The following is a 12,564-nucleotide window of genomic DNA, read 5'->3' on the forward strand; positions in this document are numbered from 1 at the left end:
ACAGCTTGCATTTTAAATTCTTCATTGTAGCGCTGACGCTGCTCTCCCATAGCGGACACCTCTTTCATCGTTAAGTATATTATTGGGGTCACTTAACGCTGTGTCCACTTTTTATTCTAGACGCATTTCTGCACTATAATCGCCACATGAGCTCCCACACCAGTAATTTTAATGCCTTTCTGCACTATAATCGCCGCACGAGCTCCCACACCAGTAATTTTAATGCCTTTCTGCACTATAATCGCCGCACGAGCTCCCAAATCAGTAATTTTAATGCCTTTCTGCACTATAATCGCCGCATGAGCTCCCGCACCAGTAATTTTAATGCCTTTCTGCACTATAATCGCCACATGAGCTCCCGCACCAGTAATTTTAATGCCTTTCTGCACTATAATCGCCACACGAGCTCCCACATCAACATTTTTAGTGCCTTTGCGCACTTATTTCTGCAGCCCATAGCACAACTCCGGTGAAGAGAGCGAGGGTGTCCTCAATCCGGCATCTAAGCTGGCTTTGGGAACACCCTCTTTAGTTCTACAACGGATTCAATACATGGAAGAATACATTCGGCGAGGCCATCCGGTAATAATAGCTGCACCAGCCGGCCCCACGCTCATTGAAGGGATTGTTGTCGCTGTAGACAAGCCGCTCCTGCTCCAGTTCTTCAATCCGCTTGACCCGTCCCTCGACATAATCGAGCAGCCGCATCGCCGCCGTGTCCAGACGTCCCGTTACACCGCTATAGCGAATATCGATGACTTCCCAGCCGAATGGCTTGAAGATGCGGAACCACTGGCTGCGGTGAGCCAGACGGAGCTCATGCACTGCCTTGATCAATGCAGGCAGCACCTCCTCAACAATCCGTCTCAATTCCGCATGGTTGCCCTCATCATAAGCCCGCTTCACTTCAATGCCCAGCTCGCTCTTCTGCTTCAGCACCGCGCATAGCTTCTGCGGCACATCAAAGATATAGTCCAGCTCGGCGTCCTTCACACGGTTAGCTGCAAATTCCTGCTCCAGCTTCGCATAATGATCGGCCATCGGCAATCCTTCGATCTGCTTATCGAACAAGCCAAGTAATACATCCTGATACAACAGGAATTTCGACGGATTACTCTGCTTGTGATTGCCCGGCACTGCTCCTGGCGTCTCATCGAGATCCTTCAGGCGAAGGAAGGTCTCGGCTTCAATGCCGGTACAGAATTTCACCCGGTCAGATACCTGCTCCCAGGATGGGGAGCCCGCAGTATAGGCATGCTCTGCATAGAATTGCAGACCTAGCAATGCCCCGAGCGGCGTGCTCTCATTGCCGTCATCCCCCCACATGGTAGCATAGATCTCGGTGATGCCCTCTCTCTTGCACACTTGAAGCGCTGAATCCGTTGCCTTGAGCGACAAGCCGTAGTTGACCCCAAAGGTGTTGAAGACCCACACCGCCCCAGCGAACACCAGATTGCAGCCAAGCGGACGATGCTTCGCGATCAGCTTCTCGTAATCCTCCTGCTCGGTATGGTAGTAATCCCAGTACACCATGCTGACATCCTTAGGGATCCGGTTAGCCATCTCTTCAGAAATACTCGTCCCTTCCTCATAGTAGGCGTCTCCGCTCTTCGAGGCGAGCTTCAGGAACATGTCGCTCCACATCATCGGCTCCAGACCGCGCTTGCGTGTAGCGGCCAATACCCGCTCCAGATGCCGGGTCATAATATCGAACCGGTCATGATACCCATTGCGGTCGAGGTACTTGCCCCGTCCGAGCTCTTCCGCTTCGTCCATACCGATATGAATCTTGTTACTGCGGAATGGAGCACTTACAGCGTCGATCATTTGCTCAATCAGTGCGTTGACCGCTTCATCTCCGACCAGGAGCGCTCCTTTTGTATCCTTGTATTTAGCCACCGGCTCCCACTTCAGGAACTCCTCCAGATGAGCCAGGGTCTGAATGCTCGGGAACGCCTCAATGCCGAACTGATCCGCATAATCATCTATTTCCTTCAGCTCTTCATAGCTGTATCTGCCCCGCATATAGCCAAAATACGGCTCACTGCTCAGCTCGTATGTGTCCTCCATATAAAGCTTAACTGTGTTCAACCCCATAACCGCCATCTTGCGCAGCATGAACTTGAAGCTCTCCAGGGTCAGCACGCCATTACGCGACAGGTCGAACATCGGCCCGATCGTCGAGAGTTGCTGCTCTTCTTTAATCTCGAATGCAGCCTTGCTTCCCGCGTGCTGGATCAGCAAGCCCAATCCCCGGAAGAATTGATGCTTCTTTTCATGTCTTATGTAAGCCTTGCCCTGAACAAGCCCTACCTCCAGACCTTGGCTCGAGGCGGACACCTCGACCTCCAGACCTTCTTCATCCTGTTCGATTCCGAGCTCCGGTGCCAGCACCTGAATGCCTGATAACAGACCGGACAGTTCTCCTGTAAAATGCAGCTTCATAATAATCCTCCTTCATAAATGATCCCGTTAATAACTACATCGAATACTGTTCTTGCTTTACGCTCAAGCCTTGTTTAATATCATTCCCGCTAGGATTCTGGAACACACGCAGACCAAACTCCGGCGCGATCGCCAGAATATGATCAAAAATATCAGACTGAATCCCTTCATAGACAGCCCATCTTGTATCGTTCGTAAACGCATAGATCTCCAAAGGCAGCCCTGTCTCCCCGGGCTCCAATTGTCTGACAATCAACGTCATTTCCTGATGAATCTGCGGATGATTCTGAAGATAATTTTGAATATACATCCGGAACACTCCGATATTCGTAAGGGCTCTTCCGTTGACTCTATTGGACGTATCAATTTGCCTATCGGCATGGTAGGCTGCAATTTCCTGCTGCTTGCTTGATATATAATTCGTGAGCAGATGGATGCCCTTGAATCTGTTAATCATCTCTTCCGTGCAGAAGGTGATACTGCTGGTGTCTATGAATAAGGAGCGCTTGATCCGCCGGCCGCCTGCATTTTGCATGCCTCGCCAATTTTTGAAGGAATCTGAAATCAGCGCATAGCTTGGAATCATCACAATGGTCTTATCCCAGTTCTGAACCTTGACCGTATTGAGGGAAATATCTATGATATCACCGTCTGCGCCATACTTCGGCATTTCAATCCAGTCCCCGACTCGCACCATATCATTGGACGCCAATTGAATACCTGCAACCAGCCCCAGCAAAGAATCCTTAAAGACCAGCATGATCACTGCCGAAAGCGCCCCAATCCCGCTCAGCAACAGCAACGGGCTCTTGCCGATCATACCCGAAATAACAAGAATCCCGCCGATAATGTAGACAAAGATCTTCACTACCTGGATATAGCCCCTGATCGGACGGGACTTGGAGACCTCATAGGTCCGGTAAATATCGTTAACCGCATTTAGAAAAGCATTGATCACTAAAATGGCAACGATAATGACGTAAATTCCGACACATTTTATAATAACCTGCTGATAGGCAGGAAAAAGCGATGAAAAATTATAAATGATCACTGCAGGAACAAAATGAGATAGCTTATGGAACACCTTTCTTTCCAGAAAAATGTTATCCCACTGGAATCGATTGTTATGAATCGCCTTCGTAAGGATCTTTAATACAACCTTCTTAGTTACAAAGTTCGCAACTATACACAATGCGGCGATCGCTACGATCAAGAGCAAGTTGGTCAGATACAATGCTGTCTCATTCCCCACCCCGATATCCTCGAACATTGCTTTAAAAAAATCCATATCCGCCTCCGTCTTTTTCAAATTATAATTTAGGTAGAACATTTCACACTTATGCCTTTTCTACATAGTTTCTTATCGTCCATTTTTATGGTTTATAAATTAGTATAACATCTTTCTATTGTCCCCCCTTACAAAATAATGATAATGTTGATATTTGTTGTATAGTGTTGGAATTTGTCGAAATTTGTCTTATATTTAAATTTATACAAGTTTGTAGAGGTGGACATGACAAACCCAATCAGCAAGACAATTATCCTTATTCCGTCCCTTGAACCGAATGAGAAGCTCCCCGCTTATGTACAACAGCTCCATGGATACGGCTTTGTCCATATCGTCATTGTAGATGACGGCTCCGGCGAGAAGTATCAGCCCCTATTCGCGGAGCTGTCCCGTCAAGGCTGTATCGTGCTGCGTCACATGGTGAATTTGGGCAAGGGAGCTGCGCTCAAGACCGGGTTCCTGTATATTGAGCAGCAGCTCCAGGATGCGGCTTGCATTGTGACGGCTGATTCAGATGGACAGCATGCAGCGGAGGACGTGTACCGGCTCGCAAAGGAGGCCGTGCTCCAGCCGGAGGCGCTGACCCTCGGTGTTCGGGATTTCAGCAAAGGCGGAATTCCGCCTAAATCCTTGGTTGGCAATCGTATTGCCTCCTCTATGTTCGCCTTATTGTACGGCAAGCAGCTGTCGGATACCCAGACCGGTCTTCGTGCTTTTGGCCCTCAATTGCTTCCATTTTTCCAGCGTATTCGCGGCTCACGGTTTGAATATGAACTGCAGATGCTGATCTCCTGCATCCATACCGGCGTACCGATTTCCACTTTGCCGATTCAGGTTATTTATGAACACGGAAATACGGGGACGCATTTCAGAGCGATTCGGGATAGCTTCAGGGTCATGAGGGTCCTTTTTACCGGCTTTCTGCAATTTATTCTTTCTTCATTAGGCAGCTCGGTGGTTGATCTTGGCATTGCCTGGCTGTTAATGGATACTCTACGTCCCATGCTCGAGGAGCAAGCTTTTTTAAGAATTTGGATTGCAACAGTGACGGCCAGAGTCGTCTCCATCGGCGTCAACTACTTGCTGAACAAGCATCTTGTCTTTCGAAAAAAGAACAGCCGCGGAAGTCTGTGGCGTTATCTAGCCTTGTGCGCTCTCGTGATTATGCTGTCCAGCGGCGGAGTATATATGATTCACACCGTTTTCCTAATAGATGAAAAAATAGCGAAGCTCATCTGTGATGCTTTACTGTTCCTGCTAAGCTACCAGGTACAGCAGCGATGGGTATTTGCAGCAAGGGGGCATCGGTTGCCTTGAAGAACGAAAAGCGGCAGCATGCACTGTTTATCGTCACCATCATTTTAATGTCCATCTACTTGCTGTGGCGGTTGATCTTCACCCTTCCCTTCGATGAAGGCCCGTTGAATGCTGTATTTGGGATCTTATTATATTTGGCCGAGGCGCTCACCGTATTGACGACCTTTGAACTCTTTTTTCAGAAAATGCAGAAGAAGCGCTCCACGCTGGATTTCCCGGTCATTCCCGAGAAGGAGTATCCGGATGTGGACGTATTCATCGCCACGCATAATGAGCCGGTCGATTTATTGTACAAGACCGTCAATGCCTGCACGTTTATGGACTATCCCGACAAGCGTAAGGTTCATATTTATTTGTGTGATGACGGAGGACGGGCCGAGGTAGAGGAGCTCGCGAAGCAATTCGGTGTCGGATACCTTGGCTTTCCGGACAATAAGGAAGCTAAATCGGGCAACTATAACAACGCGCTCAGCAAAACCTCCTCCCCGCTGATCGCAACCTTTGATGCCGATATGATTCCACAGCATACGTTCCTGATGAAGACGGTCCCCTACTTCCTGATCGACAAGTCCATACAAGACCAGGACGTGTGGCTGCCTCGCAGCCGGAAGGGCAAGCGCAGCGCCTCCCTCAAGATCGGACTGGTTCAGACTCCGCAGAGCTTCTATAACCCGGACTTATTCCAATTCAACCTATATGCGGAGCAAGAGATCCCGAACGAACAGGACTTCTTCTCAAGGGAAGTCAATATTTTGCGCAACGCCTCCAATGCAGTGGCTTATACTGGCAGCAACACGGTCATATCCCGGCAAGCGATGGAGGAGATCGGCGGTTTTCCGTTAAAGACTATCACAGAAGACTTTGAGACGAGCATCCGTCTTCAGCAGGCCGGATACATTACTTATGCCACAGATGAAGTTCAGGCCGCCGGACTGACCACGACAACCATCAAGAGTATGATAAAGCAGCGTATCCGATGGGCGCGGGGCATTATTCAAAGCTTGCAGAACACCCGTGCCATCGTGTCCAGGAAGCTTCCTTTCTGGACGAGAGTGACCTATTTAAGCAGCTTTTTGTATTGGTGGTCCTTTTTTAACCGGTTAATCTTTATTCTGGCGCCGATTCTGTTTGCGCTGTTTGATTTTAAAATCGTAAATACCGGCTTTTGGGAGATTCTGATCTTCTGGTTGCCTTCGTACTTCTGTTACAGCATGTCGATGCGTTATCTGTCCAGCAATATCCGCAATCAACGATGGAGCCAGGTCATAGATACGATACTCATGCCTTATTTGATCCTTCCAGTCCTGCTGGAAACGTTGGGAATCCATGAACGCAGGTTCAAGGTCACGAGCAAGAACAAGAGCAAGATCAACCGGAGGCAATGGTTGACTTCCCTGCTCTATGCCCTGCCGCATCTCGTTCTGCTGCTGCTCTCGGTTGCTGCGATCGTCCGGTTCGCCTATGGAAAGTACGGTCTGGCGCTGTTATACAGCAGTGTCATCCTGTTCTGGCTCGTTTATAATATGGTCGCGCTGATCTATGCCCTGTTCTTCATGATCGGCCGCCGTGCTTACCGCGAATCTGAACGTATCCGGGCTAATGAAGAGGTAACGATCACCTGGGAAGGCAGCCCGGTGGACTATCGGGTCCGCACCGTCGACGTCTCGGAGCAGGGCGTCGCCCTCTATATAGGAAAGCCGCTTTATCTGCCGCAGGAAAAAGATCTGATTCTGACCATTCGGACAACGCGATACAAGGCCAGGCTGAAGGCGGTCATCGTCTATGTGAAGCCCGACGGCCAGGGATGGCGCTATACCGCCAAGGTAGAGCCGCTCAGCGAGCAGGACAAGCGTCAATATATGCAGATCATCTATGACCGGAAGCATTCGCTGCCCGAGCAGATGAACTTGTGGGATACGGCTTACGACGATATGCTTCGCAATATCAAAAAACGGATCGATTCGCCCCTATCGGATCAACGTGCCCGGCCGCGGATCCCCCTCAGATTGTCTGCGTTCTTCTCGAACGGGGTGATTTGCACGCTGCGCAGCTTCAATTATGATTTCTTCACCGCCTCCGGCTTTATCGGGGAAATGCCTGCCGGAACGTCCGTGACTTTTGCTACGCGCAGCCGGATCGAAGTACAGGTGCGCTACACAGGAAAGACAACGATTCACGGAGAGGCGCTGCTGGAGGTCGAGAACATCAATGCTCTGGTGGAACAGGGTCTGCTTGAGCAACTGCTGGAGGACTTGACCAACCCGCATGTACATGCTGAAATTGCGGCTACGAGAGAGGAGCAGAGTACGCGATGATTTCTTTTCCTTGGATAACCGCAGTCCTGTTGATTCTTTCCTTCGCTGGCTATATGCTGTTCGTTCGGAGAACGCTGACCTTGCCTTGGGAGTTCATTCCCGTATTCGTGTTCTCGTCGATCGCTGTGATCGTGTTCTTCTGCGGGCTGGCAGGCCAGCTGCGGACAGGCAGTCTTGTCTTGTTAGGGCTGGGACTGCTGGCCTTGATCGCCGCGCTGTTCCTGCGGACAGGCCGGAGAGCCGCGCGCCGTACGCCGCCGCCCATCTATCAGCTCGCCTTCTTCGCAGGCAGCCTTCTGTTCCTGCTGGTCCTGTTCCAGAACCGGCTGACGCACTACGATAACTTCTCTCACTGGGCTATCGTCCTGAAGCAGATGCTGAGCACCGACGCATTTCCGGGGCCGGACTCCCCGTTGATCGATTTCAAAAATTATCCGCTCGGCACCTCGTCCTTTCTCTATTATGTGTGCCTGTTTGCGGGCCATGCCCAGCCTGTTATGCTGCTTGCCCAGGGGCTGCTGATCTTCTCCTGCTTCTACGCCATGTTCGGGATCATCTCGGAAAAGAAGCGCTTCCTGCTCGCAGCTTTTCTCGGAATGGGTCTGTCTTCCTTATCATTCTTTAATATTACGATCCGTATCAGCAATCTGCTCGTGGACTTCCTGCTGCCGATCTATACACTGGCGATCTTTGCGATAGTTCATCATTATCGCGGCCGGCTTAAAATGGCATGCCTGGTCGTTATTCCGCTTGCAGGCCTGCTGACGGTCATCAAGAGCACAGGGATTATTTTTGCCGCCATCGGTCTGTTGTACCTGGTCTATGTCTGGCTGAGAAGCGGGGGCCGCGCCATCTTGCGGCTTGCCCCGGCAGTCATCGCTGCGCTCTGCGGGTCGGTGCTCCCTTATTTCGGCTGGGACTGGCGGATGAAGACGGTCTTTCGTGGGGTTGAAAATAAATTCGACATCGCTGCCGCCGGCCTTCAAACGGAGAAGACCCTGGAGCAAATGTCGGAGATCCTCTCCCTGTTCGTGAGCTCCGCGACCGACCTGTCTACCCGGCCTGCGCTTGGCATTGCCGCTTTTCAAATTGCTGCGATTCTGGCCTCTATATTTGCGGCGTTCATGCTGAAAAAGAAATGGAATCTGTGGAAGGCGCTCATCGCCCTCGATCTCGTGGTTATTCTGTATTATGCGGGAATTCTGGGGCTGTACCTTTTCTCCATGCCACTGGATGAAGCGATTGTACTGGCCGGCTTCGAGCGCTATGCCTCCAGTATCGTGGTCCCGTTCGCCGGGGGATTGGTGCTCTGCGCCACCGTCGATATCGAGCGGTCCTTTCATTATAAGCTCGGCGAGGTTCCCCGCCATCGCGCCTTCAAGAGCGTGCGGAACAAAGGCTATTATCAAAAAGGGATCTGGGCCTGTACGGCCATTGCCGTGACGCTTCTGTTGTCGGAGTATAACGGCATGCAGTCGATCGCCAAGGACTACGAGAGCACACTGCCCCACAAGGTGTACCAGGTGACCGGAGACCGTTGGTATGACAACGGCCAAGAGGATCAGAACCGATATTTGTTCTATAGCTCGGATGCAGACATGCAGGTGACGAATTATTACTTGCAGTATATCGGGAGGTACTACCTGTACGCCCCGAATGTCGATGGCATTGTACTGTTCTATGAAGACAATATGGATAACCTGCTGAGCGGGTATGATTATTTTGTCGTGGTAGAGAGTGATCCTGACGGGAACCGGCTGCTGAAGAAGCATTACGGGCTTGAAATGCAGGAGGGAATTTACAAGATTATCCGCTCCGGGGAACAAATTGAGCTTGCATTGCAGTGAGATACATCTGCTGTTAAGTGTTCAATAGCAGAAGAACAGTTGAACAGAAAAGGGCGAGTTGGAGGGGCAACGTGTGAAGGGTTGCTACGATCGCTGTTGATCACGGATTTCTATGATTGGACTAAGGTCTCACAAGGGAGAAATCCGCTCACAAAGGCCAACGCTCCGAGTCTATGCTCCCGATGCAGCTTTCTTACAGAAAGCTTTTACTTCACACCCCTTCACACTTATGCCCTGGCTACTTCGCCTTTGAAGTTCAACTGAAAATGCAGTTTGCACATGGATGTGCCATAAGCAGAACTGCAATGAGCTTGCCGCCTTCGGAATCATGCAAGCAGGGTACCACTCGCGCTAGAGTTGCGCCCCGACCTTATGTTGCTTCGGCCTTGCACCGCATCTTTGCCTGTCCTGCCAGTACTGAAGCTTTTCTCCGAAATTAACTTGTCCCACCGGCGTTCCACCTTGCTCCGGACTTCATCCGCCCTTCTTGACCAACCTTACTAATGCTCATGCTCATCCGTTCGCGATTTAATGAAATTACTTCCCTTAAAATCTTCATTCGACGCACGAACCCACTTTTAGTGAAAAAACTTACCTTAGATCGCCAGTAGCTAGCCAAACCCTTGTTTTAGTCAACTTTAAGTACAAAAATTTCACTATATCCGCATTTCTATCATTTCCACTGAATTTAAGGTAACTTTTTTCACTGGATACGTATGATCGTATTTTCATGCGATCAAACGATCACTGTCATGTTGCGAAACACCGCGCCCTGGGAGCTGCGCTCGGTGCGAGGCGTACGGCATACGTACTTGGTGGGTATATTGCTGAATCTACTGGAATAACTCTTGCCCTGCGGGTTTGTCGAGATTGGGGTGCCCAATGATATACGGTGTTGTCTATTTACTGTTTACTGTGCAATAGCAATTAGTGGGTTGAACTGCAGTTAGCACGCAGGGAGGACAGCCGTGTGAAATGATCCTACAATCGCTGTTGTTCACGGATTTCCATGATTGGACTAAGTTCTGACAAGGGGGGAATCCGCTCACAAAGGCGACCGCTTCGCTTTTTCAGATTCATTTCACACTCTTGCCCTAACTTCGCGCTTATTGGCTTCAACTGCAATGCAGTTTGCACATGCAGAGCAATTTGCACCTCCTGGGCAGCAAAGCGCAATTGCAACATGCTGGGCTGCAATAAGCTTGCTGCCCGTGCCATGCAAACAGGTACTGCCCGCAAGCCTACTACCGCCTGTGGTAGCTTGCATGGATACTTAGCGCAAGCCTTGGGCAAAGCGCGCACAGCAACTCGGGCGATCCGCTTTTCACACGAACTCAATGTATGCCCATCGCTTGCTTGGAGGTTGTGCTCTGTCTCACGCGCGGACGCTCATCCGGCGAAATAAGTGCCCAAAAGCAATTAAATTCCACTCGCGATGCTCCGGCCAAGTATCGCCCCCTCTGTTCCGCCGTCATCTTGTCCACTAGCATTCCAGTCTTGCTTCGAACTTTACTCGTCCTACCTAATCGGCCTCATTCTGGTCACTCTCCCGTGAAGTCTGCAGTGCATCAGCTCCATCTGGCACTATAAAGCCGAACTAAGAACCCGCGTAATAAGGGCATAAGTGTGAAGTGTGCTGAAGAAGCGTAAGCGTTCGCCTTTGTGAGTGGATTTCTACCCTACTGTGTTTTATTCAATCAAGAAATCCGCGAGCAACAGCGATCGTAAGCACACTTCACACGTTGCCCCGGCACGCAGATTCATTAATCCGACTTTTATTGCTGTTTAAACATTGTGCTGCGCACTCGCAATAAAGTGCGCAAAAGCGGCGAGTTAAGCTGGATAACCTTATAAATTCCTTAGAATTATCCTGTACTCTGGTCTCATCACTAGAGAAAAGGATGAAGCCTTATGAGCGATATTCTGCTGAAGACACAGGATTTATGCAAGTCCTTTAAAGGACAAAAAGCGGTAAATCATGTCTCCTTATCCATTCCGGAGAATACTGTGTACGGACTTTTAGGCCCAAATGGCGCGGGAAAGTCTACCCTTCTAAAAATGCTGACGGGCATGCTTCGCCCAACTTCGGGCCGTATTCTGTTCCAGGGTGAGGATTGGACCCGCCGACATTTATCACAAATTGGCGCCTTGATCGAGTCTCCCCCGTTATATGAAAATTTAACGGCAAGGGAAAATCTGAAGGTTAGAGCCACACTGCTCGGTCTGCCTGATTCGCGCATGGATGAGGTGCTGCAGGTGGTGGGGCTGAGTCACACCGGCAAGAAGCGCTCGGGTCAGTTCTCAATGGGCATGAAGCAGCGTCTTGGCATTGCGATTGCCCTGCTCAACCATCCCAAGCTGCTCATTCTCGACGAACCCTCTAACGGGCTTGATCCGATTGGCATCCAGGAGCAGCGGGAGATGATTCGCTCCCTAACGAAGCAGGGAATCACCGTCATCTTATCCAGCCATGTGCTGTCAGAGGTGGAGCAGGTTGCTGATCACATCGGAATAATGGCAGGGGGCGTTCTGGCCTATCAGAGTGTTATCCTTCCCGGCGAAAGTCTGGAGTCTTTATTTATGCAGATTGTCTCAGAGCATCAGGGGGAGGGACGCTAAAATGAGGGTATACATTCATGCCGAGCTGCTAAAATTGAGACGAACCTTTACCGCCAGGCTTGTCTGGCTAGCCCCCTTGCTGACCTTATTGCTATGCGCCGGACTGATGGCCGGCACCTTCTTTCAGACCGCCAGCTATAACTGGTGGTATACGATGATTCTGCCAGGAGCATTATCGCTTATGGGTATCGGAATTATTCAGAAGGATCGGAAAAAGCTGAACTACCGTGCCATTCTTGGACTTCCGGCTTCTCTTGGCAAGGTCTGGCTAGGCAAAATCGGGGCTGTCTCCCTCGTGCTCTTCGCCTCAACCTTTCTTTTGTTTGCGGGGATTACGCTCAGTGGATTTGTGCTTCCCTCTGCCCTGAATTTGAAAGATAGCTTGACTGCCTTTTCATTGCTTGTCCTCACCGTTCTCTGGCAGATTCCGCTGTGCATGTATTTGACCATGAGACTCGGCATGTACGGCGCATTACTCTTGAATCTCTTGGGGAATGTGATGGCTATAGGTTCTTTTGCGACTACAGAGCTGTGGTGGGTCATTCCCTATGCAATTCCCGCCAGACTGATGTGCGCTGTAATAAATACACTCCCCAATGGTCTGCCTGTGCCAGCGGGAGATCCGCTGCTGGAGCAAGGTGTTCTTTTGCCGGGGGTTCTGATTGCGCTGGGCTGGTTCCTGTTACTGTCATTGCTGACAATGCAGGCTTTCAAACGTCAGGAGGCGCGATAA

At 50.3% G+C, this 12,564-nt stretch carries 9 protein-coding genes; 5 read left to right on the forward strand and 4 right to left on the reverse strand.

The features are described from left to right. Positions 1 to 116: 116 nt before the first annotated feature. The 3 genes from KI362_RS19465 to KI362_RS19475 all read right to left on the reverse strand — a co-directional run bounded on the left by KI362_RS19465 (position 117) and on the right by KI362_RS19475 (position 3,733). Positions 117 to 401, reverse strand: a complete 285-nt coding sequence (locus KI362_RS19465; RefSeq protein ID WP_301629633.1) for a hypothetical protein — start codon at positions 399 to 401, stop codon at positions 117 to 119. Between the two features lie 133 nt (positions 402 to 534). Continuing rightward, positions 535 to 2,445: a beta-N-acetylhexosaminidase gene (locus tag KI362_RS19470; protein WP_301629635.1), complete on the reverse strand. Its 1,911-nt coding sequence runs from the start codon at positions 2,443 to 2,445 to the stop codon at positions 535 to 537. A 34-nt stretch (positions 2,446 to 2,479) separates the two neighbouring features. Continuing rightward, positions 2,480 to 3,733, reverse strand: coding sequence for a mechanosensitive ion channel family protein (locus KI362_RS19475; protein WP_212937835.1), 1,254 nt, complete (start codon positions 3,731 to 3,733; stop codon positions 2,480 to 2,482). A 225-nt stretch (positions 3,734 to 3,958) separates the two neighbouring features. Here KI362_RS19475 and KI362_RS19480 point away from each other — a divergent pair, with 225 nt between their 5' ends. Genes KI362_RS19480 through KI362_RS19490 form a run of 3 tightly spaced genes read left to right on the forward strand, consistent with a single transcriptional unit; the run spans position 3,959 to position 9,212 of the window. Then, the gene (locus KI362_RS19480) at positions 3,959 to 5,050 is read left to right on the forward strand and encodes a bifunctional glycosyltransferase family 2/GtrA family protein (protein WP_212937836.1); all 1,092 of its coding nucleotides are present in this window, start codon (positions 3,959 to 3,961) and stop codon (positions 5,048 to 5,050) included. Further along, positions 5,047 to 7,365, forward strand: a complete 2,319-nt coding sequence (locus KI362_RS19485) for a glycosyltransferase family 2 protein (protein ID WP_301629639.1) — start codon at positions 5,047 to 5,049, stop codon at positions 7,363 to 7,365. Before KI362_RS19480 ends, KI362_RS19485 begins: the two co-directional genes overlap by 4 nt. After that, entirely contained in the window at positions 7,362 to 9,212 is a 1,851-nt protein-coding gene (locus KI362_RS19490) for a hypothetical protein (protein WP_301629640.1), read from the forward strand. The genes KI362_RS19485 and KI362_RS19490 overlap by 4 nt, the downstream gene beginning before the upstream one ends. Positions 9,213 to 10,193: 981 nt before the next feature. Here the strand turns inward: KI362_RS19490 and KI362_RS19495 are convergent. Continuing rightward, positions 10,194 to 10,430, reverse strand: a complete 237-nt coding sequence (locus KI362_RS19495; protein ID WP_301629641.1) for a hypothetical protein — start codon at positions 10,428 to 10,430, stop codon at positions 10,194 to 10,196. A 693-nt stretch (positions 10,431 to 11,123) separates the two neighbouring features. On the opposite strand from KI362_RS19495, the gene KI362_RS19500 reads away from it, so the two are divergent. Continuing rightward, positions 11,124 to 11,831, forward strand: coding sequence for a lantibiotic protection ABC transporter ATP-binding protein (locus KI362_RS19500; protein ID WP_301629643.1), 708 nt, complete (start codon positions 11,124 to 11,126; stop codon positions 11,829 to 11,831). A 1-nt stretch (position 11,832) separates the two neighbouring features. Beyond that, positions 11,833 to 12,564, forward strand: a complete 732-nt coding sequence (locus KI362_RS19505; RefSeq protein ID WP_301629645.1) for a lantibiotic immunity ABC transporter MutE/EpiE family permease subunit — start codon at positions 11,833 to 11,835, stop codon at positions 12,562 to 12,564.

The sequence above is a fragment of the Paenibacillus apis genome (genome assembly GCF_018333295.1).
Lineage (GTDB): Bacteria > Bacillota > Bacilli > Paenibacillales > Paenibacillaceae > Fontibacillus > Fontibacillus antibioticophila.